This is a genomic window from Pseudoclavibacter sp. RFBB5 (genome assembly GCF_002931555.1).
In the GTDB taxonomy this organism is placed as follows: Bacteria; Actinomycetota; Actinomycetes; order Actinomycetales; family Microbacteriaceae; genus Pseudoclavibacter.
On sequence record NZ_PSTZ01000007.1, the window covers coordinates 307203 to 333365 of the forward strand.

Annotated in this window: 20 protein-coding genes; 17 read left to right on the forward strand and 3 right to left on the reverse strand. The window is 68.3% G+C overall.

Translation table 11 applies throughout. From position 1 onward, the window contains the following. The first annotated feature begins 2 nt into the window (after window positions 1-2). The 3 genes from C5B97_RS09390 to def are packed head-to-tail and all read left to right on the forward strand — an operon-like array spanning window position 3 to window position 5384. Entirely contained in the window at window positions 3-3425 is a 3423-nt protein-coding gene (locus C5B97_RS09390; protein WP_104311827.1) for a pyruvate carboxylase, read from the forward strand. After that, the gene (locus C5B97_RS09395) at window positions 3418-4824 is read left to right on the forward strand and encodes a mycothione reductase (protein WP_104311828.1); all 1407 of its coding nucleotides are present in this window, start codon (window positions 3418-3420) and stop codon (window positions 4822-4824) included. Before C5B97_RS09390 ends, C5B97_RS09395 begins: the two co-directional genes overlap by 8 nt. Then, window positions 4821-5384 carry a peptide deformylase gene (gene def / locus C5B97_RS09400; RefSeq protein WP_104311829.1) on the forward strand — a complete coding sequence of 188 codons (564 nt, stop codon included), beginning with the start codon at window positions 4821-4823 and terminating at the stop codon, window positions 5382-5384. The genes C5B97_RS09395 and def overlap by 4 nt, the downstream gene beginning before the upstream one ends. Before the next feature lie 39 nt (window positions 5385-5423). On the opposite strand, the gene C5B97_RS09405 is transcribed toward def, so the two are convergent. Beyond that, complete coding sequence (locus tag C5B97_RS09405) at window positions 5424-7244, reverse strand: long-chain fatty acid--CoA ligase (RefSeq protein WP_104311830.1); 1821 nt, start codon at window positions 7242-7244, stop codon at window positions 5424-5426. Window positions 7245-7419: 175 nt separating this feature from the next. On the opposite strand from C5B97_RS09405, the gene C5B97_RS09410 reads away from it, so the two are divergent. Together C5B97_RS09410 and C5B97_RS09415 are read left to right on the forward strand one after the other, a co-directional pair. Further along, window positions 7420-8139, forward strand: a complete 720-nt coding sequence (locus tag C5B97_RS09410; protein ID WP_104252817.1) for a 1-acyl-sn-glycerol-3-phosphate acyltransferase — start codon at window positions 7420-7422, stop codon at window positions 8137-8139. 158 nt (window positions 8140-8297) lie between these two features. Next, window positions 8298-9683 (forward strand): class II 3-deoxy-7-phosphoheptulonate synthase, encoded by a 1386-nt coding sequence (locus C5B97_RS09415; RefSeq protein ID WP_104311831.1) that lies wholly within the window; start codon window positions 8298-8300, stop codon window positions 9681-9683. 109 nt (window positions 9684-9792) lie between these two features. Here the strand turns inward: C5B97_RS09415 and pknB are convergent, their stop codons facing one another. After that, the gene (gene pknB / locus C5B97_RS09420) at window positions 9793-11832 is read right to left on the reverse strand and encodes a Stk1 family PASTA domain-containing Ser/Thr kinase (protein WP_258068096.1); all 2040 of its coding nucleotides are present in this window, start codon (window positions 11830-11832) and stop codon (window positions 9793-9795) included. A 110-nt stretch (window positions 11833-11942) separates the two neighbouring features. Here pknB and C5B97_RS09425 point away from each other — a divergent pair, with 110 nt between their 5' ends. Further along, a complete protein-coding gene (locus C5B97_RS09425) occupies window positions 11943-12287 on the forward strand; it encodes an Rv2175c family DNA-binding protein (protein WP_104311833.1) in 345 nt (114 codons plus the stop codon). A 79-nt stretch (window positions 12288-12366) separates the two neighbouring features. Here C5B97_RS09425 and C5B97_RS09430 read toward each other — a convergent pair whose 3' ends face one another. Further along, window positions 12367-13449: a polyprenyl synthetase family protein gene (locus C5B97_RS09430; RefSeq protein WP_104311834.1), complete on the reverse strand. Its 1083-nt coding sequence runs from the start codon at window positions 13447-13449 to the stop codon at window positions 12367-12369. Between the two features lie 88 nt (window positions 13450-13537). Between C5B97_RS09430 and C5B97_RS09435 the strand changes: the two genes are divergently transcribed. The 11 genes from C5B97_RS09435 to murG all read left to right on the forward strand — a co-directional run bounded on the left by C5B97_RS09435 (window position 13538) and on the right by murG (window position 26097). Further along, a complete protein-coding gene (locus C5B97_RS09435) occupies window positions 13538-13918 on the forward strand; it encodes a DUF3040 domain-containing protein (protein ID WP_104311835.1) in 381 nt (126 codons plus the stop codon). 269 nt (window positions 13919-14187) lie between these two features. Beyond that, window positions 14188-14619 carry a division/cell wall cluster transcriptional repressor MraZ gene (gene mraZ / locus C5B97_RS09440; protein WP_104311836.1) on the forward strand — a complete coding sequence of 144 codons (432 nt, stop codon included), beginning with the start codon at window positions 14188-14190 and terminating at the stop codon, window positions 14617-14619. 193 nt (window positions 14620-14812) lie between these two features. Further along, window positions 14813-15814: a 16S rRNA (cytosine(1402)-N(4))-methyltransferase RsmH gene (rsmH, locus tag C5B97_RS09445; RefSeq protein WP_104311837.1), complete on the forward strand. Its 1002-nt coding sequence runs from the start codon at window positions 14813-14815 to the stop codon at window positions 15812-15814. Then, entirely contained in the window at window positions 15811-16371 is a 561-nt protein-coding gene (locus C5B97_RS09450; RefSeq protein ID WP_104311838.1) for a hypothetical protein, read from the forward strand. The genes rsmH and C5B97_RS09450 overlap by 4 nt, the downstream gene beginning before the upstream one ends. Before the next feature lie 71 nt (window positions 16372-16442). Further along, on the forward strand, window positions 16443-18212 hold the full coding sequence (locus C5B97_RS09455) for a penicillin-binding protein 2 (RefSeq protein WP_104311839.1): 1770 nt from the start codon (window positions 16443-16445) through the stop codon (window positions 18210-18212). A 23-nt stretch (window positions 18213-18235) separates the two neighbouring features. After that, window positions 18236-19768, forward strand: a complete 1533-nt coding sequence (locus tag C5B97_RS09460; protein WP_104311840.1) for a Mur ligase family protein — start codon at window positions 18236-18238, stop codon at window positions 19766-19768. A gap of 4 nt (window positions 19769-19772) precedes the next feature. Further along, window positions 19773-21191 carry a UDP-N-acetylmuramoyl-tripeptide--D-alanyl-D-alanine ligase gene (murF, locus tag C5B97_RS09465; RefSeq protein ID WP_104311841.1) on the forward strand — a complete coding sequence of 473 codons (1419 nt, stop codon included), beginning with the start codon at window positions 19773-19775 and terminating at the stop codon, window positions 21189-21191. Next, on the forward strand, window positions 21188-22285 hold the full coding sequence (gene mraY, locus C5B97_RS09470; protein ID WP_104311842.1) for a phospho-N-acetylmuramoyl-pentapeptide-transferase: 1098 nt from the start codon (window positions 21188-21190) through the stop codon (window positions 22283-22285). Before murF ends, mraY begins: the two co-directional genes overlap by 4 nt. Continuing rightward, window positions 22282-23826, forward strand: coding sequence for a UDP-N-acetylmuramoyl-L-alanine--D-glutamate ligase (gene murD, locus C5B97_RS09475; RefSeq protein WP_104311843.1), 1545 nt, complete (start codon window positions 22282-22284; stop codon window positions 23824-23826). The genes mraY and murD overlap by 4 nt, the downstream gene beginning before the upstream one ends. After that, window positions 23768-25015, forward strand: coding sequence for a putative lipid II flippase FtsW (gene ftsW / locus C5B97_RS09480; RefSeq protein WP_104311844.1), 1248 nt, complete (start codon window positions 23768-23770; stop codon window positions 25013-25015). Before murD ends, ftsW begins: the two co-directional genes overlap by 59 nt. Next, window positions 25012-26097, forward strand: coding sequence for an undecaprenyldiphospho-muramoylpentapeptide beta-N-acetylglucosaminyltransferase (gene murG, locus C5B97_RS09485; RefSeq protein WP_104311845.1), 1086 nt, complete (start codon window positions 25012-25014; stop codon window positions 26095-26097). The genes ftsW and murG overlap by 4 nt, the downstream gene beginning before the upstream one ends. Window positions 26098-26163 lie beyond the last annotated feature (66 nt).

The following is a 26163-nucleotide window of genomic DNA, read 5'->3' on the forward strand; positions in this document are numbered from 1 at the left end:
CGGTGTTCAAGAAGATCCTGGTTGCCAATCGAGGCGAGATCGCCATTCGCGCATTCCGTGCCGCTGTGGAGCTCGGAGCACGGACGGTCGCGGTGTATCCCTACGAGGACCGCAACTCGCTTCACCGCCTGAAAGCTGACGAGGCATACCAGATCGGCACCGTGGGACAGCCAGTCCGGGCCTACCTCGACGTCGCGGAGATCCTCCGCGTCGCGAAGGAATCCGGTGCCGACGCGATCTACCCCGGCTACGGCTTCCTGAGTGAGAACCCAGAACTCGCGCGGGCCGCCCAGGACGCGGGAATCGCCTTCATCGGGCCGCCCCCTCGGGTCCTCGAATCGGCGGGCAACAAGGTCACGGCCAAGAACCAGGCGATCGCCGCGGGGGTGCCGGTGCTCGCCTCGAGCCAGCCCTCCACCGACCTCGACGCCCTGTGCGCCGCCGCCGAGGAGATCGGCTTCCCGATCTTCGCCAAGGCGGTCGCCGGCGGCGGCGGGCGAGGGATGCGGCGCGTCGAGCGCCCGGAGGACCTGCGCGAAGCGCTCGAGTCTGCGATGAAGGAGGCGGACAGCGCCTTCGGCGACCCGACGATGTTCGTCGAGCAGGCCGTGCTCCGCCCACGCCACATCGAAGTCCAGATCCTCGCCGACGAGCACGGCAACGTCGTGCACCTCTTCGAGCGCGACTGCAGCGTTCAGCGACGCCACCAGAAGGTCGTCGAGATCGCCCCTGCGCCCAACCTCTCGCAGGAGGTGCGGGAGCAGCTCTACGCCGACGCGGTCGCCTTCGCCAAGTCCATCGACTACGTGAACGCGGGCACCGTGGAGTTCCTCCTCGACACGGCCGGCCCCCGAGCCGGGCAGCACGTGTTCATCGAGATGAACCCGCGCATCCAGGTCGAGCACACGGTCACCGAGGAGGTGACGGATGTCGACCTCGTGCAGGCACAGATGCGCGTCGCCTCGGGCGAGCGCCTCGACGACATGGGGCTCGAGCAGCACCAGCTGGAGCTGCACGGCTTCGCGCTGCAGTGCAGGATCACGACCGAGGACCCATCTCAGGGGTTCCGCCCGGACACGGGGGTCATCACGACCTACCGCTCCGCGGGAGGCTCCGGCATCCGCATCGACGGAGGCACGATCGCCACGGGAGCCGAGGTCCTGCCGCACTTCGACTCGATGCTGATGAAGCTCACGGCACGCGGGCGCGACTTCCCGGCTGCGGTGCGGCGCGCTCGACGTGCGCTGTCCGAGTTCCGCATCCGAGGCGTCGCCACGAACATCCCCTTCCTCCTCGGTGTGCTCGACGATCCCGACTTCCAGCGCGGGGACGTCGCGACCGACTTCATCGAGAAGCGCCCGGGGCTGCTCGAATACCGTCGCCCGGGCGACCGCGGCACGAAGATCGTGAACTGGCTGGCCGACGTCACGGTCAACGCACCGCACGGCGTGCGCCCGACCTCCGTCGAGCCGCGGACGAAGCTGCCCGCGCTCGACACCTCCGTCCCGCTTCCCGCCGGGCGGCGTCAGGAGCTCTTGGATCTCGGCCCCGCGGGGTTCGCAGCCCAGCTGCGTTCCGAGAAGCGCCTCGCGGTCACCGACACCACCTTCCGTGACGCACACCAGTCGCTGCTCGCGACGCGCGTCCGCACCCGCGACCTCGTCACGGCTGCGCCCTACCTCGCGAGACTCACGCCCGAGCTGCTGTCCATCGAGGCCTGGGGCGGTGCGACGTACGACGTCGCGCTCCGCTTCCTCGGCGAGGAGCCGTGGGAGCGCCTCGCGAGTCTCCGCGAAGCCGTCCCCAACATCCCGCTCCAGATGCTGCTGCGGGGCCGGAACACCGTCGGCTACACGCCGTACCCGGAGGCCGTGACGAAGGCGTTCGTCCACGAGGCGACTGCGACCGGGGTCGACATCTTCCGCATCTTCGACGCCCTCAACGACGTCGCCCAGATGCGACCCGCCGTCGATGCGGTTCTCGAGACGGGAACGGCGGTCGCCGAGGTCGCCCTCTGCTACACCGGCAACCTCGCCGACCCCAACGAGCCGTTCTACACGCTCGACTACTACCTGCGCCTCGCGGAGCAGATCGTCGACGCGGGCGCGCACATCATCGCCATCAAGGACATGGCCGGGCTGCTCCGCCCGCAGGCAGCCTCGAAGCTGGTCACCGCGCTCCGCGACCGCTTCGATCTGCCCGTGCATCTGCACACGCACGACACGGCGGGCGGACAGCTCGCCACACTCCTCGCCGCCAGCGAGGCCGGTGTCGACGCCGTCGACGTCGCGAGCGCCCCCATGTCGGGAACAACGAGTCAGGCAAGCCTCTCGGCGCTTGTCGCGTCCCTCGAGCACACAGAGCGGGACACGGGCATCAGCCTCACGAACGTCACCGACCTCGAGCCATACTGGGAGGCGGTCAGGCTCGTCTACCGTCCCTTCGAATCCGGGCTCCCGGGTCCGACGGGTCGCGTCTACAAGCACGAGATCCCGGGAGGTCAGCTGTCGAACCTCCGGCAGCAGGCCATCGCGCTCGGCCTCGCGGACCAGTTCGAGCGCATCGAGGACATGTACGACGCAGCCGACAAGATCCTCGGCCGCATCCCGAAGGTCACGCCGTCCTCGAAGGTCGTGGGCGACTTGGCCCTGCACCTCGTGGCCGTCGGCGCAGACCCGGCCGATTTCGCCGAGAACCCAGGAAAGTACGACATCCCGGATTCGGTCATCGGCTTCATGGCCGGTGAGCTCGGCGAGCTGCCGGCCGGATGGCCGGAGCCGTTCCGCAGCAAGGTGCTCGAGGGGCGCGACGTCAAGATCGAAGTCACGCCGCTCTCCGACACCGACGAAGCCGGGCTCGCGGGGGACAGCCTCGAGCGCAGACGGACCCTGAACCGCCTCCTGTTCCCACAGCCCACGGCAAGCTACGAGGACACCGTCCGGCTCTTCGGCGACCTCTCCGTGCTCGACACCCTCGACTACCTCTACGGGCTCGAACCCGGAGAGGAGCACGTCATCCACATCGGGAAGGGCGTGCAGCTCTTCGTGGGCCTCGAGGCCATCGGCGAGCCGGACGCTGACGGCATGCGCACGGTCATGGCGACCCTCAACGGACAGCTGCGCCCGGTCTTCGTCCGCGATCGCAGCATCAAGGTCGACACGATCGAACGCGAGAAGGCGGACAGCGGCAACCCCGGGCACGTCGCCGCACCGTTCTCCGGCGTCGTGACGCTCCGCGTCGAGGTCGGCGAACGCGTGGCGCAGGGGCAGACCGTCGCGACCATCGAGGCTATGAAGATGGAGGCCGGCATCACGGCTCCTGTCGCGGGCGTCGTCGAGCGCCTCGCCATCTCCTCGCCGCTAGAGGTCGGCAACGGCGACCTCCTCGTCGTCGTCCGCCCTGGCGCTGAGCGTGCAGATGACTGAGCGCCCAGCCGCTGAGCACTTCGAGCTGCTCATCATCGGTGCAGGCTCCGGCAACACGCTCCCGCCCGGCGACGAGGGCGGGCCGAAGACGGCCATCGTCGACGACGGACCGCACTTCGGTGGCACGTGCCTCAACGTCGGGTGCATTCCCACGAAGATGTTCGTGCACGTCGCCGACGTGGTTCGAAACGCGCGGGACGCGCAGCGGCTGGGCGTCCATGACGTCCACCTGCGTCCGTCCTGGCCGGAGGTGCGCGACCGTGTCTTCGGGCGGATCGACCAGATCAGCGAGGGCGGGGAGAGCTACCGCGAGCACGGGAACCCGCGCGTGACGCTCGTGCGCGAGCGCGTCGAGATGCTCGGCGACCGCGAGGTGCTGACCGCCTCCGGGCGCAGGCTGAGCGCGGAGACGCTGGTCATCGCCGCGGGCAGCCGGGCACGCCACCACGATGTGGTGCCCCTCGACTCCACGCTCGTGCACACCTCGGACACGATCATGCGCATCGACGATGTGCCGCGCCGCCTCGCGATCATCGGCGGCGGGTCCATCGCATCGGAGTTCGCCCATGTCTTCAGCGCCTTCGGCTCCGAGGTCACGCAGCTCGTGCGTGGGCGCGTGCTCTCCTCGCTCGACGCGGACGTCGCCGCGACGTTCACGGAGGCCGCCCGTGAGCGGTGGCGGGTCGAGACCGGCACCTCGGTCGTCGGCTTCTCCGAAGACGGTCGAGTCGCGACGCTCACGACGGACGCGGGGGAGCAGATCGAGGTCGACGCCGTGCTGGTGGCGATCGGACGCATCCCCAACACGGACACGCTCGGCACCTACGAGGTCGGCTTCGACCACCACGATGACGGCCGGTTGCGAGTGGACGCCTACCAGCGGGTGCTGCGCGACGGCCACCCGGTCTCCGGGGTGTTCGCGCTCGGTGACATCGACTCGGAGCACCAGCTCAAGCACGTCGCCAACCACGAGGCGAGAGTCGTCGCGCACAACATCGCGGTCGAGCCCGGGCGCCGTCTCATGAAGAACACGCTCGGCCCCGTGCCGGACGTCGTCTTCACCGAGCCGCAGATCGCGAGCTTCGGAGTGACGCTCGAACGCGCCGAGCAGCTGGGCTACGACGCCTTCGAGGTGACGCACCAATATGGCTCGACCGCCTGGGGGTGGGCGCTCGAAGACGAGCGGAGCTTCTGTAAACTCGTCATCGCGCGGGGCAGCGCGACCATCCTCGGGGCACACATCGTGGGTCCGGATGCGGCGGTCCTGCTCCAGCCCCTCGTCCTCGCGGCGAGCTTCGGGCATTCCATCAGGGGCCTCGCGCGTGGCCAGTACTGGCCTCACCCCGCAGCGAGCGAGGTGGTCGAGAACGCGCTGCTGCGCGCCGAGGAGGAACTGTGACCGTTCGCCCCATCCGCTACTACGGTGACCCGGTGCTCCGGACGCCCGCAGAGCAGATCACCGTCATCGATGACCGCATCCGCAGCCTCGTCACCGACCTGCTGGACACGACATCGCTCGACGGAAGGGCAGGCGTCGCCGCGCCGCAGATCGGCGTGGGACTCGCGGCCTTCTCGTACAACATCGATGGCGAGACCGGCTACGTGCTCAACCCGGTTCTCGAGAGCACGTGGGGCGAGCTCGAGGAGATCGACGAAGGCTGCCTGTCGGTTCCTGGCCTCTGGAACAAGACACCGAGGTACGAGCACGCGCGTGTGACCGGCATCGACCTGGACGGCGAGCCCGTGGTGCTCGAGGGAGCCGGGCTCATGGCGCAGATGCTGCAGCACGAGACCGACCACCTCAAGGGCGTCGTCTACATCGACACGCTTGCTGCTGAGCACCGCAAGGCCGCCATGCGCGAGATCCGCGGCAGCAAGTGGTTCGCGCCCGCGACTGCGGCCAGTGCGTCCACGGCGGGCAGGACCACGGCAAGCGCCTTCGGCCGCCCGACTCGCTGAGGGGCATGGCCGAAGGCGCAGGATCGGTGCTCTGCCGATCTACTTGAGCGTGATGCCCTGGGTCGCCGGCGCCGCGTTGTAGATGCCCTCGATGATCCCCTTGTACTTCTCGAGGATCACGTGGCGCTTGATGGACATCTTCGGCGTGAGCGTTCCGTTGGCCTCCGTGAACTCCCCGTCGAGCACGACGAACTTCCGGATCGACTCGGCCCGCGATACGCGCGTGTTCGCCCGATCGACCGCGTGCTGGATCTCGGCGAGCACCTTGGGGTGCTCGGCCGCCTGAGCGACCGTGAGGTCCGGATTCTCGCCGTTGTTGCTCAGCCAGGTCTTCAGCATCTCCGGGTCGAGCGTCACGAGCGCGGAGATGAAGGGACGCTGGTCCCCGACGACCACGATCTGCCCGACGAGTGGGTCGGCGCGAATCGGGTCCTCGAGCGCCGCGGGGGAGACGTTCTTCCCGCCGGAGGTGACGATGATCTCCTTGATGCGACCCGTCACCGTGATGTAGCCGTCATCGTCGATCGAGCCGAGGTCGCCGGTCTTGAACCACTCGCCGTCGAACGCCGCGGCCGTCGCCTCGGGGTTCTTCCAGTACTCGCGGAAGACGTTGATGCCCTTGACCTGCAGCTCGCCGTGCTCGTCCGTGCGGACTGCGACGCCGGGCAGCGCGGGGCCGACGGTCCCGATCTTGGACTTCTCGGCGAGGTTCACGGACGCCGGGGCCGTGGTCTCGGTGAGGCCGTAGCCTTCGAGGATGTTCACGCCGATGGCGCGGTAGAAGTGGCCGAGGCGGGAGCCGAGCGGTGCCGAGCCGGAGACGGCGTGCTTCACGCGGCCGCCCATCACCTCGCGAAGCTTCGAGTAGACGAGCTTGTCGAAGAGCTTGTACTGGAGTCCGAGCACGAGCGGCGTGCGGCCGGCGTCCTGCGACTCCGAGTAGTGCACGGCGACATCCGCCGCCTTCCGGAAGATCTTGCCGCGCCCACCGGCTTCCGCCTTCTGCTCAGCAGAGTTGTAGACCTTCTCGAACACGCGCGGAACTGCGAGCAGGAAGGTCGGGTGGAAGGTGCCGAGCGATTCGACCAGTTTCGTGGTGTCGTGCTGGTGTCCCACCTTCACGCCGCCGTAGATGCAGAGCACGGAGATGAACCGCGCGAACACGTGCGCGAGCGTGATGAACAGCACGGTGGATGCGCCAGGGTAGATGAGCGCGCCCAGCGGGTCCTTCACGTTCCGGCAGAGCTCGACGAAGTTCGAGTGCATGATGACGCACCCCTTGGGGCGCCCCGTGGATCCTGACGTGTAGATGAGCGTCGCGATGTCGTCGCCGTTCGCGATGCCGCGCCTGCGCTCGATCTCAGCGTCGTCGACGTCGGCCCCGAGCCTGGCGAGTTCATCGATGGCGCCTGCATGCAGTGCGTAGCGCACGCGGAGGCTCGAGACGGTGTCGGCGATCTCGTCGAGCTTGTCGTCGTGCTCGGGAAGCTCGGAGATGATGCCGACCGCCTCCGAGTCCTCGAGGATCCACTCGATCTGCGCCGACGAGCTCGTCTCGTACACCGGCACCATGACGGCGCCCGCGTACCAGAGGGCGAAATCGACGAGCGTCCACTCGTAGTTCGTCTTCGCCAGGAACGCGACGCGCTCGCCGACCTCGACGCCGGCGGCGACGAAGCCCTTCGCGAGGTCGTTAACCTTGGCGTGGAACTCCTTGACGGAGACATCGCGCCAGCGATCGCCGTCCGGCAGTCCGAAGAGGGCGAGATCCGGCGATTCTCGAAGTCTGTACTGGAGCAGATCGGTGGTGTTCCAGCTCGGCTCCGGGCTGACTACGGCGGGGGTCTCGGATAGCTTCATTGCAACTCCTGAGTGTGGTCCTGGTCGTGAGCCGCCTGGACGTCCATCGGCCGGGGTCATCCGGCTTCACGTCCAGTGGCCTTCAACCCTACCGTTCCGGACACGGCGAGCGGCGCACCGGTGCGTGGCATGTCCCGAGTACACTGATGTGCCATCGCCTATCGGGAGGCCACGCATGTTGTATTGGGTGCTCAAGCATCTCTTCGCAGGGCCCTTGGTGCGCGCGACGTTCCGCCCGTGGGTGCGGGGAATCGAGAACATCCCCGCGAAGGGGCCGGTCATCCTGGCGTCGAACCATCTCTCGGTCGTCGACTCGTTCTTCATGCCGCTCTCGATCGACCGCCGCGTGTACTTCCTCGCGAAGAAGGAGTACTTCACCGGCACCGGCATCAAGGGCTGGCTGACCGCGCAGTTCTTCAAGTCGACCGGCATGCTCCCCATCGATCGAGGCGGCGGAGCCGCGAGCGAGGCGTCCCTCCAGACCGGGCTCCGCGTCCTCAGCGAGGGCCGCGTGCTCGGCATCTATCCGGAGGGAACGCGCAGCCCGGACGCGCGCATGTTCCGCGGCCGGACAGGCATCGCCCGCATGATCATGCAGGCGGACAAGCCGGTCACCGTCGTACCGGTCGTCATGGTCGACACCGAGCGTGTCCTGCCCATCGGCGCGAAGGTGCCGCGGCTGCGCAAGGTCGGCATGGTCTTCGGCGAGCCGCTCACCTTCACGCGCTACGAGGGCATGGCGGCCGACCGGTTCGTGCTCCGCTCCATCACGGACGAGATCATGAGCGAGCTGCACGCCCTCAGCAACCAGGACTATCGCGACATCTACGCCTCGTCCATCCGAACCAAGATGGATGCAGAGGCCAAGGCGCTCGCCGCCGCGCAGAAGCCCTGAACGCGCGAGAGCCGGTGATTGCTGTCAGCGATCAGACGAGCACAGCGCGCGCTGCCCCGGGTAGTGTCGGGCCGTCCGGCGTGAGATTCAGAACAACCAGTGCTGCAGCGCGTGAGCTGTCAGCGTGAGATCCGAGACATGAGATCAGAGAAGCGAGCATGAGCCAATTCACCTCCACCCGCACAGAGTCGATCCCGACGCCTCCCGGCGTGCTCGAGGGCCTCGACGCGTGGCGCGAGCTGCCGATCAGGCAGCAGCCGCAGTGGGGCGACGCGACGAAGGTCGCGAGCGTCTCCGGTGAGCTCGCGTCCCTGCCGCCGCTCGTCTTCGCGGGCGAGGTCGACAGGCTGCGCGATCGTATCGCCACGGCCGCGGCCGGTCAGGCATTCGTCCTCCAGGGTGGCGACTGCGCCGAGACCTTCGCGGGAGCGACCGCCGACAAGATCCGAGCGCGCGTCCGCACGATCCTGCAGATGGCCGTCGTCCTGACCTACGGTGCCTCGATGCCCGTCGTCAAGATGGGCCGGATGGCCGGGCAGTTCGCGAAGCCCCGCTCGAGCGACAACGAGACGCGCGGCGACGTGACGCTGCCCGCCTACCGCGGCGACATCGTCAACGACTTCGACTTCACGACGGAGGGGCGGACGCCGGACCCCGAGCGCATGCTCCGCGGGTACCACACGGCGGCATCCACGCTGAACCTCGTCCGCGCCTTCACGACCGGCGGGTTCGCCGACCTCCGCGAGGTGCACTCCTGGAACCAGGGCTTCGCCGCGAACCCCGCCAACGCGCGCTACGAGCAGCTCGCCGCTGAGATCGATCGCGCCGTTCGCTTCATGGCGGCCGCCGGGGCCGACTTCTACGCGCTGCGTGATGTCGAGTTCTTCGTGGGCCACGAGGGACTCCTCATGGACTACGAGCGCCCCATGACCCGCATCGACTCGCGGACCGGCCAGCCGTACGACACCTCCGGTCACTTCATCTGGATCGGCGAGCGGACGCGTGACCTCGACGAGGCGCACGTCGACTTCTTCAGCCGCGTCAAGAACCCGATCGGTGTGAAGCTCGGGCCCTCGACAACGCCAGACACCATGCTGCGGCTCATCGACAAGATCGACCCGAACCGTGAGCCGGGGCGCCTGACCTTCATCACGCGCATGGGCGCCGGCAAGATCCGCGACGCCCTTCCGCCCCTGCTCGAGGCCATCAAGGGCGCAGACGCGCAGCCGCTGTGGATCACCGACCCGATGCACGGAAACGGCATCACGACCCCGAACGGCTACAAGACGCGTCGCTTCGACGACGTGGTTGACGAGGTCAAGGGCTTCTTCGAGGCGCACCGCGCCGCGGGGACGCACCCGGGCGGCATCCACGTGGAGCTCACGGGCGATGACGTGACGGAGTGCCTGGGCGGCTCAGAGCAGATCGACGAGAAGACGCTCGAGACGCGCTACGAATCGCTCTGCGACCCACGCCTCAACCACATGCAGTCCCTCGAGCTCGCGTTTCTGGTCGCTGAGGAGCTCCGCGCCGCGAAGCGCTGAGCCGAGTCGCAGCAAACAGAAGAGGCGCATCCCGGAGACGGGATGCGCCTCTTCTGTTCGAGCGGCGCAGCCGGCCCTGCTGCCTTCAGCAGCAGCAGCAGCCCGGCCGCTAGAGCGTCGCCGTCGCGGTCAGCGTGACGTTCGAGCCCGCAGGAACCTCGACCCCGGCCGCTGGAGACTGCGTCGACACCACGAATTTGATGACCGGGTTCGGGTCGTTGACGATGCCAGGGGGCACGTTGTGGCCCACGGTGAGCCCGAGCCCCTCCAATTGCGAGATCGCCTCAGCGATCGGCTTCCCGACGACGTCGGGGAGCGTGACCGGTGCCGGACCTCGCGAGACGGAGATGTTGATCGTGTCTCCCGGGACAACCGGGTCCGTCGTCGTGGAGAACGCGATGACGACACCGCTCGCAACCGACGCCGAGTACTCGCGGCTGGAGACGTTCACCACGAGGCCAGCGTCTTCGATCAGCTGGGTCGCGTTGGCTTCCGTCTCGCCTGCGACGTCGGGAACGACGCCGGCTGAGGCGATCAGTCGAATCGGCTGGCCTTCAGCGAGGGTCGCGGGCAGCGGAGCCCCGTTGTTGTCGGTCGCGGAGAGGACGATATCCGCCTCCTGATCGGAGAACTGCCGCAGCGTCGTCGCGGGATCGTAGGTGAACCCAGCCTCGGTGATCGCACCCTCGGCCTCGTCGAGGGTGAGCCCTTCGAGATCAGGCACGTCGAGCATCTCAGGTCCAGCAGACACGACCAGCGAGATCGGGGTCTCCGGCGCGAGGGAAGTGCCCGCCTGCGGGTCCATATCCATGACCGTGCCCGCCGCGACGTCGAGCGAGAACTCCTGCGTCACGTCGCCGACGGTGAAACCAGCGGCCGTGATGGCCGCCTCGGCATCCGCCTGCGTCAAGGAGACCGCCTGGGGAACCGTGTCGTACGACCCCGGCCCGAGACCGAACCACCACCCGACACCGCCGGCGGCGGCGATCAGCGCGATGACGATCACGGCGATCACGGCGCCGAAGCGGCGCCGCTTGCGCGCGCCCGACTCTGCCGTCGTGGTCGCCGGAGGGAGCTTGGGGGAGAGGTCGGTCGCTGTCTCCTCGGGGAAGAGGGCAGGGCTGGCCATCACAGGCGGCGAGCCCGGCGTGAAGGGCTCGACGTGCCCATCGAACGCGTCGGGAGGTGAGGACGCCGAGGAGAGCTGGCTGGTGATGGCCGCCAGCTCGGTCGGGTCGGTGTCCTCGATGTCCTCGTCGCCCGCCTGGGCGATCACAGCCGTCGGCGGGAGCGGACGCGCGGACTGCCCGAGCTCGGCCTCGGCACGACGGAGGGCCTCGAGCATGACGCCAGCGTCGGCGGGGCGCAGCTCCGGGTCGCGCTCCGTCGACCACGCGACGAGCTCGTCGAGCTCGTGGGGGACGTTGGGGTTCACCTCGCTGGGCGCAGGCACCGTCTCGTTCGCATGGCGGTACGCGATGTTCACGGGCTGATCGCCGCGGTACGGCTGCTCACCGGTGAGCATCTCGAAGAGCATGATGCCGAGCGAGTAGATGTCGCTGCGCACATCCGCCGTGCCCTTGGTCACGAGCTCCGGGCTCAGGTACGCGATCGTTCCGAGGAGCACCTGGCCCGTCGCCGTGTTCGCGCTCGCCGCCCTGGCCAGCCCGAAGTCGCTGAGCTTGATGCGGCCGTCGTCGGCCAGCAGCACGTTCTCCGGCTTGAGGTCGCGGTGGACGATGCCGAGCTTGTGCGCGGCCTGCAGGCCCGCCAGGACGGCATCCATGACATCGATGGACTGCTCGGGGGTGAGCTTGTGGTGGTCGTGCAGGAGGTCCCGCAGCGTGATGCCGGGGATGTACTCCATCACCATGTACGCGAAGATCTCGTCGTCGCCCTGGTCGTAGACGTTCACGACGTTCGGGTGCGTGATCTTCGCAGCGGAGCGAGCCTCGCGGATGAATCGCTCGCGGAAGCGCTCGTCGGCAGCGAGGTGATCGTGCATCACCTTGATGGCGACGCGGCGTTCCAGGCGCAGGTCAGTGGCGACATAGACCGTAGCCATGCCGCCCTTGGCGATCAGAGAGCGCACTTGATATCGGCCGTCGATCAGACGGCCGATCATGTCGTCGGGACCAACGGGACTCACGTCGTGCAGGATAGCCCGAGCAGGCGGTCAGCCCCCGGATGAAACACCGGACGCCGCCGATCAATCGCATCGGCTCGCATCCGCGGGCGGCGTCTGCGACGATGTGAGACGTGAGTGACGTCTTCAGTACCCGCGAGTGGTACACGATTCCCCAGGCCGCTGCCGAGCTCGGCGTCTCGACGGGGCGCGTGTCGACCCTGATCGAGGACAAGCAGCTGCTTTCGTTCCGCATCGAACGCGAGCCGCGCATCCCGCGAGAGTTCATCAAGGACGGGGAGCCGCTCGTCGGCCTCCGTGGCACGCTCTTCCTGCTCGCGGACGCGGGTCTGAGTGCACACGAGCAGATGGTCTGGCTCCTGAGCGTCGACGGGACGCTCGGCATCGCCCCCGTGGACGCGCTCGTCGAGGGCCGCAAGACGCAGGTTCGTCACGCGGTGCAGCTCCTCGCCATCTGAGGCGCCCGCGCACCGGCATGGACGGGGACCGAACGTCCTTGGGCGCTCGTGGCTGCTGCGCTGCGGGTCTGCGGCCCTGTCAGTGTGCGCGGTGCGCGGTGCGCTCCGCGAGGTCCTCGAGTAGCTGCCGCGACTCGCTGTCGAGTTCGATCGCCGCCAGGCCGGTGAGCGCCTCGCGCAACGACGTGCTGATGAGATCCTCGGTGCGCTGAAGTCCACCTGACTCGGCGATGAGGGACTGCATCCACGTGATGTCGGCGTCGCTCAGATCCGGGTCGCCCAGGAGCTCGTCGAGACGCGCCGAGTCATCCGGTGCCGCCAGCTCCTGCGCTGCAGCGATCATGAGCGTGCGCTTTCCCTCCCGCAGGTCGTCACCGCTCGGCTTGCCGGTCACGGCCTCGTCGCCGAAGACGCCGAGGACGTCGTCCCTGAGCTGGAAGGCGAGTCCGAGCGGCAGTCCGAACGACCGGATCTGCTCGACGTGCGAGTCGGATGCCCCGCCGAGCAGCGCGCCGAGCACGAGCGGCTCCTCGACGCTGTATCGCGCCGATTTCGAGATGGCGATGGTCTTCGCTCGGGAGGCTCGTGCATCGATGGGCACAACCGGCCACGCGACCTCTTCAACGAGGTCGAGGTACTGCCCCACGGTCACCTCGCTGCGCATCTTGCTGAACTCCGCCCGTGCACGAACCGCGTTCTCAGGGGAGACGAGGGCGCAGGCCTCGACGAAGAGCTGGTCGCTCCAGACGAGCAGGAGATCACCGAGCAGGATCGCGGCGCTCAGGCCGAAGTGCGTCTCGTCGCCTGCCCAGGCCGACGCGCGGTGATGGCGTGCGAAGGCGCGATGCGTGGAGGGGGCGCCTCGCCGCGTGTCAGAGCGATCGATGATGTCGTCGTGGACGAGAGCGGCGGCGTGGAAGAACTCGATCGAGGCAGCGGCGCGGACGACGGCCTCAGTGTGCTCGCTCGTGCCGGTCGCGCTGCCGAAGCCTGCGGCGCAGAAGGACGCGCGAAGTCGCTTGCCGCCCGTCGTGAAGCTCGCGGCCTGCTCGAGGAAGGCGGGCACGTCGACGCCGATCGGGCCGAGAACTCGCAGGTTCTCGTCGATTGTTGCGTCCAGACGACGCTGGACTTTGGAGGACAGCGAGGAACTCTCAGACACGACACCACTCTACCCAGGTGTGCGCGCCTACAATGGGCGCAATACTTCGGAGCGGGGCTCCGATCGCCCCCTTGAGCACGAGGTCAACATGGCACTATCTGAGCAAGAGCAGCGGTTGCTTGATGAGATGGAGCGCAGCTTCTATCAGAACGATGCGGACGTTGTCTCCACATCGCCGAGAAGCGGTGCTGCGGTCACCACGCGAGCCGTCGTCGTCGCGTTTCTGTCCGTCGCGGTCGGCATCGGCGTCGTCGTCGCCGGCGTCGCGACCAACATCCCTGTCCTGGGGGTCGTCGGGTTCGTCCTGATGCTCGCGGGCGTGGTCTACGCGTTCGCGGCCCCGAAGGGCGCCTCAGAATCCGATCCGCTGCCGACCGGTCGTCCGTCGCCGAAGCGCGGCGAGTCTTCGGATGGGTCCTTCATGGACAAGCTCGGCAATCGCTGGGACAAGCGGCAGCAGGGGGAGTAGCGGGAGCGGGCGCCCAGCGGCCCCACCTCGCACCACCACCGTCACCCACCACTTCGCACCACCATCGGGACCGGCCACCTGGCCGGTCCCGTTTTTTGCGCCCTGGATGGCGCCAACTAGCTCCACTTCCCTCCACCATGCAGAGGCCAGTAATTTACTGGCCTCTTTTCGCATTCTCAGGGAGCAAATCGGGTGTTTGCGTAGCTAGGTGGTTGGTTGTGGAGTAAAGTGGAGCTTGTGGGGATTCAGCGACGGGGAGGGAGGCGTGCATGTTCCTTGGCACGTACTCGCCCAAGCTCGATGAGAAGGGGCGGCTCATCCTTCCGGCCAAGTTCCGGGATGAGCTCGCGGAGGGCGTCGTGCTGACCCGTGGGCAGGACCGCTGCGTCTACGTCTTCTCGACGAGCGAGTTCGAGGAGCTCCACAACCGCATCCGTCAGGCACCCGTCACGAGCAAGCAGGCGCGCGACTACCTGCGCCTCCTGCTGTCCGGCGCGCACGCGGAGACGCCAGACCGCCAGAACCGCGTCACGATCCCGCAGCAGCTCAGGCAGTACGCCGGACTCGACCGCGAACTGGCCGTCATCGGGGCCGGAACGCGCGCCGAGATCTGGGGCGCCGAGGCCTGGAACACGTACGTCGAGGCCAACGAGGCCGCCTTCTCCGAGACCGCTGAGGAGGTGATCCCGGGACTCTTCTGACCCTGACCGCCGATTCTCAGCCGTTCCGCTCTGAAGCGCCTTCCCTCGCAGCAGAGCACAGCAGTACCGCAGGAGCCCCATCTGAAGCCACTTCCCCGGCGGCAGATGGAATCTCCACTTCGCTCCCCTCGCCCTCCCCGGCGGGGAGAGAGAACGGATGGGAATCAGTGATCAGGGAGGAACCCGAAACGTCATGACAGAGAACAACCAGAACGTCCAGGACAGTGGGGGCAGCGATCGTGACCCCGCGATGCTGCACACGCCGGTGCTCCTCGAGCGATGCGTTGAGCTCCTTGCGCCGGCCTTGCAGAACCCCGGCAGCATCTACGTCGACGCGACACTCGGCATGGGCGGGCACAGCGAGGCCGTCCTCGATCGCTGCCCGAATGCCCGGCTGGTCGGCTTCGACCGCGACTCGGAGGCCCTTGGGCTCGCCGGCCGTCGGCTCGCTCGCTTCGGCGACCGCGTCACGCTGGTGCACGCCGTCTACGACGAGTTCGCGTCGTCACTCGACAACCTCGGCATCGGCACGGTCGACGCCGTCTTGTTCGACCTCGGGGTGTCCTCGCTACAGCTTGACGAGGCCAGTCGCGGCTTCTCGTACATCCAGGATGCGCCGCTCGACATGCGCATGGACGCCACGAAGGGCGTCACGGCAGCCGAGATCGTCGCGTCCTACGGTGAGGACGAGCTCAGGGAGCTCTTCTACCGCTACGGCGACGAGAAGCTGGCGCCCCGGTACGCGAGCTGGATCGTGCGAGAGCGCGCCCAGGCGCCGATCGAGACCACCGGGCAGCTCGTCGATGTGCTCCAGCGCGCGACCCCGGCGGCCAAGCGCGACGCGGGTCACCCGGCGAAGCGCGTCTTCCAGGCGCTTCGCATCGAGGTGAACGCCGAACTGGGCGCCCTCGAGCGCGCGCTGCCACAGGCGCTCGACCGTGTCGTCGTCGGCGGCCGCGTCGTCGTCGAGGCCTACCAGTCGCTCGAGGACCGCTTCGTGAAGCGACTCTTCGAGGCGAAGACCACGTCGACCGCGCCAAGCGGACTGCCGGTCGAGCTTCCCGAGCACAAGCCCGAGTTCTCGCGCCTCGTGCGCGGAGCCGAGCGCGCCGGTGCCGCAGAAGGCGAGATCAATCCACGAGCACTGCCCGTGCGCCTGCGCGCGGTTGAACGAGTAAGGAGTCCACGGGCATGACGGCAGCAACGAGCATCCTTCGAGGATCCACGGCACCCCGTCGGTCCAAGGCAGCCCCCAAGAAGCAGGCGCAGTCTCCTCGGCTGCGCCTCGTCGAGGCGCCGAGCGCTCGGCGCCTGCCGAGCCTGCGCTCGATCATGATCTCGCTCGGCATCCTCGCGGGCGTGTTCGTCACCCAGCTCGCCCTGAGCATCGCGATCTCGCAGGGGGCCTACGAGGTGAGCGGCCTCGAGCAGACCCAGACGGAGCTGCAGCGCGAGGAGTCGGCCGCGCTCGAGGAGCTGAGCGCCATGTCCTCGGCGCAGAACCTCGCCGTCGAGGCCACGAAGCTGGGCATGGTCCCCACCGACTCGCAGGCGTTCCTGCAGGTCGGGAGTGCCTCACTCGCGACGGACGCGAGCTCCACCGGCACATCCGCGCCCATCAACACGGGTCTCGTCACCAACGAGGTGACGCAGCCGGCACCGGCTCCCGCCGCCGACGGAGTTTCACCGCAGCAGGCAGCCGCGCCTGAAGTACCGTCTGTCACCGAGCTGCGCTCTCCCTCGACGAGGTAGAACCACGACGAGGCTGAGGCGCCGAGAGGCCACTCAGCTGGGAGCAGAGCCGAACAAGGGGGAGGACCACCGTGTCACCGAAAGTGTCCAGGCGCAGGGCTGGCCTCGTCATCATCCTGGTGACCGCAGTGCTCATCGCCTTCGGGGTCCGCCTGATCGACGTTCAGCTCGTCTCGGCCTCGACCATCAACGCCGACGCCGAATCGAAGCGCGGCGTCTCCAGCACGATCTTCAGCGAGCGCGGGTCGATCGTCGACAAGAACGGTGAGATCCTCGCCGACTCCGCCGACCGCTTCGACCTCACGGTCGCTCCCGTGAACGTCAAGGAGTTCGACCGCACCGGTGACGATGGCAAGACCAGCGAGGTCTCGCGCGAGCAGGCGCTCGGTGAGATCGCCGCGATCACCGGCCAGCAGCAGGCAGAGCTCGTCGGCGTCGTGGATGCGGCCCTCGCGATCGACCCCAACAGCAACTTCGCGTACCTCAGCCGAGGCCTCGAGCTCGCGGCCTACGAGAAGATCCGTGCGCTCGAGATCCCATGGATCTACCCGAAACGTGAAGCCGCCCGCGTGTACCCGAACGGGCAGGTGGCGGGCAACCTCACCGGCTTCCTGGGTGCAGACGGCGAGCCCCTCGCCGGCCTCGAACTCTCGGAGAACCAGTGCCTCGCCGGCATCGACGGCGAGGAGACCTACGAGCGCAGTGCGGACAACGTGCGCATCCCCGGCACCGAGGTCACCCTCACCGAGGCCAAGCAGGGCGGCACGCTCAAGCTCACGGTCGACGCCGACCTGCAGTGGTACGCCCTGCAGGTGCTCGCCGAGCAGGTCACCGCGATGGGCGGAAAGTGGGGGCACGCGACCGTCATGGAAATCGAGACGGGCAAGGTCCTCGCGGTCGCCGACTACCCCTCCGTCGACCCCAACGACCCGGGCGCCACGGCAACCGAGGCTCGCGGCTCGCGCGCGTTCACCGCACCGTACGAGCCAGGCTCGACGATGAAGGCCCTCACCGCAGCCATGGTCTTCGACAAGGGGCTCTCAACGCCGGGCGAGCAGATCACCGTTCCCGGCCGCTTCGAGCAGACCGACGTGAGCTTCGGCGACGACTGGGCGCACGGCGACGAGCGCTGGACCGCGGCCGGCATCATGACGCGCTCCTCCAACATCGGCATCGCCATGATGGGCGAGCGCCTGAGTGCCAGCGAACGCTACGACTACATGCTCGACTTCGGGCTCAACGCCGACACCGAGGCCGACTTCCTCGGCGAGGAGTCCGGCACCGTCCACCCGTGGGAGGACTGGGACCCGCAGACGAACTACGCCACGATGTTCGGTCAGGGCCTGCAGGTCACCGCCCCCCAGATGGCGAGCGCCTACGCGACCATCGCGAACGGCGGACAACGGCTCCCCGTCCAGCTCGTCGAGGGCTGCGAGACCGAAGACGGCTTCCAGGAGACGGAACCGGGCGAGCCGCGTCAGGTCGTCTCCGCACAGGCGGCAGCCGACACGCTCACCCTCCTCGAGGCCACGGCACAGAGCGGAAGCCTCGCCAAGCAGGTCGCGATCCCCGGGTACCGAGTCGGAATCAAGACGGGCACGGCCGAGGTCTCGGCGGGCGACGGCACCTACCTGCAGGGGCAGTACATGGCCTCCATGGCCGGAGTCGCCCCAATCGACGACCCGAAGTACGTCGTGACGGTCTCGATCATGAACCCAACTACGATGACTGGAAGCGCCGCCACCGCGCCAGCATGGCACGATGTCATGGCGTACGTACTCCAATCCAACCGGGTGGCACCATCGCCGAGTCCGTGGCCGACCATACCGACCACGTTCTGATCCGCACTACTGCACAGGAAGTCATGCCCGCAGCAAGCATCCGTCCATCCCATCCAGTGCCGCGCTCGCTCTCTGAGCTGTGCGCGCACTTCGGACTCGACGCCCCAGAAGGCGTCGACCAGGTCGAGGTGACCGGCGTCTCCATCTCCTCGATGGATGTCGAGTCCGGCGACCTCTACGTGGGGCTGCCCGGCGCGCGAGTGCACGGCGCCAGCTACGCCGCGAAGGCCGAGGAAGCCGGCGCCGTCGCCATCCTCACCGACGCGGCCGGTGCCGCACTCGCCGGCGAGCTCGGCGTTCCCGTGCTCGTCACGGAGGAGCCCCGCCTGGCGCTCGGCGACGTCTCCGCCTGGATCTACCGGACCGACCCCGACCAGCCGAAGCTCTTCGGCGTCACAGGAACCAACGGCAAGACCTCTGTCGTCTACATCCTCGACGGGCTCCTGCTGCAGCTCGGCGTCGTCACGGGCCTCACGACCACGGTCGAACGCCGCATCGGCGAGGAGCGCATCGAGGCGAACCTGACCACCCCGGAGGCGAGCGAGCTCCACGCTCTGCTCGCCCGCATGCGCGAAGTCGGGGTCCACGCGGCGAGCATCGAGGTGTCCGCCCAGGCCGTGACGCGTCACCGTGTCGACGGCATCGAGTTCGACGTCGTCGGCTTCATCAACCTCTCGCACGACCACCTCGACGACTACGTCGACTTCGAGGAGTACTTCGGCGAGAAGCTCAAGCTCTTCACCCCGGAGCGCGCGCGGCGCGGCGTGGTCTCGCTCGACTCCGAGTGGGGCGCGCGGGTCGTCGAGGACTCCCGCATCCCCGTCACGACGATCTCCTCCAAGCCCGGAACCGAGGCCGACTGGAACCTCGTCGTCACGGGCGCAGAAGGCGGCAGCACGAGCTTCACGCTCACGAGCCCGGACGACCGGGTGCTGCACTCGAGCATCCCGATGCCCGGCTGGTTCTCAGCGGCGAACGCCGGGCTGGCGATCGCGATGCTCGTCGAGTCCGGCTACGACCTCGGCGAGATCGCGGAAGTGCTCGAACGTGACGGCGGCATCGACGCCTTCGTGCCCGGACGACTCGAGCTGGTCTCCGGAGACAAGGGGCCGCGCCTCTACGTGGACTACGGGCACACCCCCGACGCCTTCGAGCAGACGCTCGGCGCCCTCCGGGAGATGACCACCGGCCGCCTGTTCATGGTCTTCGGCGCCGATGGCGACCGTGACCGCACCAAGCGCCCGGAGATGGCACGGGTCGCGGCAGCTGGCAGCGACGTCGTCATCATCACCGACTACAACCCGCGCACCGAGGACCCTGACGAGATCAGGAAGGTGCTCGTCGAGAGCGTGAAGGCGAGCCACCCTGACCGGGAGCTGCACGAGATCGCCGACGCGAGCCTCGGGCTCCGCAAGGCGGTTTCGCTCGCAGGGCCGGAGGACACTATCCTCGTTGCCGGCCCAGGCCACGAGAGCTACACCGAGGTCGCGGGCACCAAGATCCAGTATTCGGCACGAGACGAGGCCAGAGCGGCGCTCAGGGAAGCAGGGTGGTGAGCGGATGATCGAACTCCGACTTCGCGAGATCGCTGACATCACCGGGGGAGAGGCACGTCCCGTGGGTGACGACACGCTCGAGAGCGTGTTCAGCGGCACCGTCGACACCGATTCCCGACTCATCCGTCCGGGCGACATCTTCGTCGCCAAGCCGGGCGAGGTCACCGACGGGCACCTCTTCGCCCCCAAGGCTGTCGAGAACGGCGCCTCGCTCCTCATCGTCGAGCGCGCCCTCGACCTTCCCGTCACGCAGGTCGTCGTCGACGACGCCGTCCTCGCCCTCGGACGCCTCGCAACCGAGGTCGTGACGCGCGTGAAGTCCCGCGGACAGCTCGTCACGATCGCGGTCACCGGGTCGAACGGGAAGACGACGACGAAGAACCTCCTCAACGAGATCTTCTCGGCGCGAGGCGAGACGGTCGCGCCCATCGCCAGCTTCAACAACGAGGTGGGCGCCCCGCTGACGTTCCTGAAGCTCACAGAGGAGACGCAGACCCTCATCGCCGAGATGGGCGCGAGCGCTCCAGGCGAGATCCGCAGGCTCATCTCGATGGCGAAGCCGGACGTCGGCATCGTGCTGACGGTCGGCCTCGCGCACGCGGGCGAGTTCGGCGGCATCGAGGTCACGCTCACCTCGAAGACCGAGATGGTGCAAGGGCTCGTGGCGGGGGACACCGCCGTGCTCAACGCCGACGATGCGCGCGTCGCCTCGATGGCAGACAAGACCGACGCGAACGTGCTGTGGTTCGGTCGAGGCGAGCGAGCGGACGTTCGCGCGAGCGAGGTCTCGACGAGCCTCGACGGGACGGAGTTCACGCTGCACCTTCCCGAGCAGGAACCCGTCGTCGTCCGCTTCAACGTGATCGGGGAGCACCACGTCACCAACGCGCTCGCCGCGGCGGCGGCCGCCCACACGCAGGCGGTGCCGGCCACGGAGATCCGTGACGCCCTCCAGCGCGTGACACGCGCCGAGCAGTGGCGCATGGAGCTCCAGCACGCCGGCTCCGTGCACCTCATCAACGATGCCTACAACGCGAGCCCAGACTCCATGGCCGCCGCCCTCAAGACGATCGCTCAGATCGCGCCGAGCGGCGCCCGCACGGTCGCGGTGCTCGGCGCCATGAGCGAGCTCGGGGATGCCTCCATCGAGGAGCACGACCGCCTCGGACTCCTCGCCGTCCGCCTCGGCATCGACCAGCTCATCGTCGTCGGCCGCGACGCCCGCGCGCTGCACCTCGGAGCGATCGCCCAGGGCTCCTGGGATGGGGAGTCGATCTTCGTCGAGTCCATGGATGAGGCGTACGAGCTGCTGGTCCGTGAGACGCGCCCGGGTGACCTGGTCCTCGTCAAGTCTTCGAACTCAGCGGGCCTCCGACACCTCGGAGACCGTTTCGCCGAGCACCTCAGGGGGCACTTCGCGTGATTGCGATCCTTATTGCCGGAGGTGTCGGGCTGGCGTTCACGCTGTTCATGACGCCACTCTTCATCCGCCTGTTCCACAAGCTCGAGTGGGGCCAGTTCATCCGCGAAGATGGGCCGGAAGCCCACCACTCGAAGCGCGGAACCGCGACCATGGGCGGCATCGTCTTCATCGTCGGCTCCGTGCTGGCGTACTTCATCGCGACGCTGGCCACGGGCGACCAGGTCACGGCCGCCGGACTCCTCATCCTCGGCATGATGGTCGGCCTCGGTGTCATCGGCTTCATCGACGACTTCCTGAAGGTCCGCAAGCAGCAGTCCCTCGGCCTCGGTGGCTGGTCGAAGATCGTCGGGCAGGTGATCGTCGCCGGGCTGTTCGCCGTCATCGGCCTGCAGTACCGCAACCCCGACGGCGTCCCGGTCCTCTCGACGCACATCTCGTTCATCCGAGACCTGCCGATCGACTTCATGGCGCTCGGCGCCATCGCGGGAACGATCGCCCTCATCGTCTGGATCGTCGTCATCACGACGGCGACGTCGAACGCGGTGAACGTGACGGACGGCCTCGACGGCCTCGCGACCGGTGCGTCGATCATCTCGATCGGCTCCTACGGCATCATCGCCTACTGGCAGTTCAACCAGGCCTGCGGCACGGAGCGCCTGGCCGAATCGCTCGAGTCGGCCTGCTACACGGCATACGCGCCCCTCGACGTAGCCATCGTGGCGGCAGGCATCGCCGGTGCGCTCATCGGGTTCCTCTGGTGGAACACCTCGCCAGCGCAGATCTTCATGGGAGACACGGGTTCGCTCGGTCTCGGCGGCGCGATCGCCGCCTTCGCCATCATCACCCGCACCGAGCTGCTGCTCGTCCTCATCGGCGGCCTCTTCGTCATGACGACCGGCTCCGTGATCGTGCAGCGCATCTACTTCAAGCTCACCAAGGGCAAGCGCATCTTCCTCATGAGCCCCATCCACCACCACTTCGAGCTCAAGGGCTGGGCCGAGACCACGGTCGTCGTCCGGTTCTGGATCATCGCCGGACTCTGCGCCGCGCTCGGCATCGGACTCTTCTACGCCGAGTGGGGAGTCACGACGTGACCCGCGAGGGAGCAGGCCGCGAGGTCGACGGTCTCCGGAGCTGGCACGACGACTGGACCGGCCTGTCGGTCGCGGTGCTCGGCCTGGGCAAGACGGGGTTCTCCGTCGCGGACACCCTCGCTGAGCTCGGCGCCAAGCCGCACGTCATCGCGCAGTCGCACGATGACGAGCGTGAGCGCATCCTCGAGGTGCTCGACGTTCCCGTGACGATCGCCGACAGCGACGAGTCCGCCGTCGACGCGCTCAGGGCCCTGGAGGCCGACCTCATCGTCGCGTCTCCTGGTTTCGCCCCGAGCCACCCGCTCATCGTCGCCGCCGACGCCCTCGACGCGCCGGTGTGGGGTGACGTCGAGCTGGCCTGGCGGCTCCGCGACAAGTTCGGCGACCCCGCCCCCTGGCTGGCCGTCACGGGGACGAACGGCAAGACGACGACAACCCAGCTCGCAGCGCACATGGGACTGGCCGCGGGTATCCGCACGGCGCCCTGCGGCAACATCGGCGTCCCCGTCCTCGATGTGCTCCGCGACCCCGCCGAGTTCCAACTGCTCGTGGTCGAGCTCTCGAGCTTCCAGCTCCACTCCCTGCACTCCATGTCGGCGCACGCCGCGGTCGTCCTCAACATCGCCGACGACCACCTCGACTGGCACGGCGGCGCTGAGGCCTACCGCGCAGCGAAGGGCCGCGTCTACGAGCGAGCCCAGATCGCGTGCGTCTACAACAAGGGCGACGAGGCGACACTCGACCTCGTCGAGGCGGCCGACGTCGTCGAAGGATGCCGCGCTATCGGGTTCGGGACCGATGTGCCGGGGCCGAGCGACTTCGGCGTGGTCGACGGAATCCTGGTCGATCGTGCGTTCCTCGACGACCGAGCCCGCACCGCCCTCGAGCTGACGACGCTCGAGGAGCTGCGCCCGCGCGGTCTCTCCTCGAAGCACCTCGTGGAGGACGTGCTCGCCGCGGCCGCCCTCGTGCGGGCCGTCGGTGTCCCCGTCGCCGCGATCTCCGAGGCGCTCTCTACCTTCTCGGTCGATCGGCACCGCCACGAGATCGTCGCTGAGGCCGCCGGGGTCCTCTGGGTCGACGACTCGAAGGCGACGAACGTCCACGCCGCCGACGCCTCGCTGGCCGCGCACCGCAGCGTCGTCTGGCTGGTGGGAGGGCTCCTCAAGGGAGTCGACATCGCGCCGCTCGTCGCCAAGCACGCCGGGCGCCTCCGCGGTGCGGTGGCCCTCGGAACATCCCGATCCGAAGTGGCCGACGCGTTCGCGCAACACGCCCCGGAGGTCGCGTTCATCGAGATCGACGTGAGCGACACTGACTCCATCATGGGACGCGCCGTGGCGGAAGCCGCGCGGCTCGCGCAGGACGGCGACACCGTGCTGCTCGCTCCGGCGGCCGCCTCCATGGATCAGTTCGTGAGTTACAGCGACCGCGGCCAGCGTTTCGCGCTCGCCGTCGCGTCGCACCTTGAAGGGGGCCGGCATGCCGAGACAGAAGGCTCCCAGGACCGCACCTCCGAGCCGGACGCCAGCGCCGAATAGGCCAAGCACGGGGCCGACGGCTGGCGGTTCCGCACGCAAGAGCTCCTCGAGCGCCGTCGTCGTCTCGCTCGGGAAGCGCATCCGCGGCGTCAACCGCAACTTCGTGCTCCTGCTCTCGATCACGCTCTTCCTGGTCGCCTTCGGCATCGTGATGGTGCTCTCGAGCTCCTCGGTCGAGGAGTTCGCGGGTGGCAACGCCGTCTCGGCGCGGTTCGTCAGCCAAGCCACGTTCGCGGCGCTGGGCATCCCGCTGATGCTGTTCGCTTCCCGGATGCCGCTGCGGTTCTGGAAGCGGATCGCCTGGCCAGCCCTCTTCGTCGCCGTCATCCTCCAAGCGCTGGTCTTCACCCCCATCGGTGTCGACGTCAACGGCAACCGGGCCTGGATCGACCTCGGCTTCACGACGATGCAGCCCGCCGAGGCGCTCAAGGTTGCGCTCGTGCTGTGGCTCGGCCTCATCCTCGGGCGCAAGCAGGGCAAGCTGCACGTCGCCAAGGAGGTCGCGGTTCCGATCCTGCCCGTCCTCGGCCTGAGCTTCGGCGTCATGGCGCTCAGCAAGGACCTGGGAACGATGATCGTCGTCGGCGCGCTCGTTCTCGGAGCGCTCTACTTCGGCGGCGTCGCATCCAAGTTCCTGTGGCTCGCCGGGTTCATCGCCGTGGCTGCTGCGCTCCTGCTGTCGATCTTCAGCGACAACCGCATGGCCCGCATCACGAACTTCTTCGGCGGAGACGTCGACTACGAGACCTGGGGCTGGCAGAGCGCGCACGGGCTCTACGCCCTCGCCGCTGGCGGCCTGTTCGGCTCGGGGCTCGGCAACTCGAAGGCCAAGTGGTCCTGGCTGCCGGAGGCCGACAACGACTTCATCTTCGCGATCATCGGGGAGGAGCTCGGGCTCGTCGGGGCGATCATCGTCATCGGCGTCTTCGTCCTGCTCGCGGTCGTCCTCGTCCGCATCTACCACGAGGCGGAAGACTGGACGGCGAAGACCATCGTCGGTGCAGTGACCACCTGGCTGATCTTCCAGGCCTTCGTGAACATCGCCGTCGTCATCGGCTTCCTGCCGGTCCTCGGCGTGCCATTGCCGCTCGTCTCCTCCGGCGGATCGGCGCTCATCACGACCCTCTTCGCAATCGGCATAGTCTTGTCGATCGCCCGCAACCCGAAGCGATCGGAGTCCCGCACGTGACCAACTACCTGCTCGCCGGAGGCGGCACGGCCGGCCACGTCAACCCGCTGCTCGCGGTCGCGGATGCGTTGCGCGAGCGCGACCCCGACTCGAAGATCCTCGTGCTCGGCACGAAGGAGGGCCTTGAGGCCCGGCTCGTTCCCGCGCGCGGCTACGAGCTCCTCACGATTCCGAAGCTGCCCTTCCCGCGCCGCCCGGGCATGCAGGTGCTGACCTTCCTGCCTCGACTCCGTGAGACGGTTGCCTCCGTGGGCCGCATGCTCGACGAGCACAGCATCGACGCGATCGCCGGCTTCGGCGGCTATGCCGCAGCCCCCGCCTACCTGGCCGCGAGGGGGCGCGTGCCGACCGTCGTCCACGAGGCCAACGCCCATCCCGGCATGGCCAACAAGCTCGGGGCGCGCTGGGCGAAGCGCGTGGGCGTCGCCTTCGACGGCACGCCCCTCCGCGGCGCCGTGACCGTCGGGATGCCGCTCCGGGCTGAGATCGAGCACCTCGACCGCGCCGCGAAGCGCGACGATGCTGTCGAGTTCTTCGGGCTGGCCCCCGACCGTCGCACGCTGCTGGTCACCGGCGGCTCGCTCGGCGCGAGGCGCGTCAACGAGACCGTCCGAGCCGTCGTCCCCGAACTCATCTCCGAGGGCTGGCAGGTTCTTCACCTCGTCGGGGGGCTCTCGAAGTTCGAGCACGACCACGTCGAGGGCTACCACGTGCTCGAGTACTGCGACCGCATGGACCTCGCGTTCGCCGCCGCCGACCTGGTCGTCGCGCGTGCGGGCGCATCCACCGTCAGCGAGCTCGGTGTCGTCGGCCTCCCGGCCGTCTACATCCCGTACCCTGCCGCCACCGGCGACCACCAGACCACCAACATCCGCTCCGTCCTATCCGCAGGTGGTGCCATACGGGTGGCCGACGCGGACTTCTCGCCCGAGTGGGCGTCGAAGGAGCTCCTCGCCCTCGCCCGCGACGATGACCGCCGGGCCCGCATGGAGCAGGCGACTCGCGCATCAGCCCAGCGCGACGGGGCCTCTCGGGTCGTTGCACTGCTGGACCAGGCGGTCGAGGACGCTCGGACCGGCTAGGCGCCTTCGGACGTGAAGGCGGAGTACCCTCGACCATCGACGCGGAAGAGACCGCGCAGCTCGCAG

Coding starts and splice junctions, on each gene's coding strand:
- murF (WP_104311841.1), top strand. CDS start 19,773: ATGATCGAACTCCGACTTCGCGAGATCGCTGACATCACCGGGGGAGAG.
- C5B97_RS09415 (WP_104311831.1), top strand. CDS start 8,298: ATGAGCCAATTCACCTCCACCCGCACAGAGTCGATCCCGACGCCTCCC.
- ftsW (WP_104311844.1), top strand. CDS start 23,768: ATGCCGAGACAGAAGGCTCCCAGGACCGCACCTCCGAGCCGGACGCCA.
- C5B97_RS09395 (WP_104311828.1), top strand. CDS start 3,418: ATGACTGAGCGCCCAGCCGCTGAGCACTTCGAGCTGCTCATCATCGGT.
- C5B97_RS09435 (WP_104311835.1), top strand. CDS start 13,538: ATGGCACTATCTGAGCAAGAGCAGCGGTTGCTTGATGAGATGGAGCGC.
- C5B97_RS09460 (WP_104311840.1), top strand. CDS start 18,236: ATGCCCGCAGCAAGCATCCGTCCATCCCATCCAGTGCCGCGCTCGCTC.
- C5B97_RS09450 (WP_104311838.1), top strand. CDS start 15,811: ATGACGGCAGCAACGAGCATCCTTCGAGGATCCACGGCACCCCGTCGG.
- mraZ (WP_104311836.1), top strand. CDS start 14,188: ATGTTCCTTGGCACGTACTCGCCCAAGCTCGATGAGAAGGGGCGGCTC.
- rsmH (WP_104311837.1), top strand. CDS start 14,813: ATGACAGAGAACAACCAGAACGTCCAGGACAGTGGGGGCAGCGATCGT.
- C5B97_RS09410 (WP_104252817.1), top strand. CDS start 7,420: ATGTTGTATTGGGTGCTCAAGCATCTCTTCGCAGGGCCCTTGGTGCGC.
- C5B97_RS09405 (WP_104311830.1), bottom strand. CDS start 7,244: ATGAAGCTATCCGAGACCCCCGCCGTAGTCAGCCCGGAGCCGAGCTGG.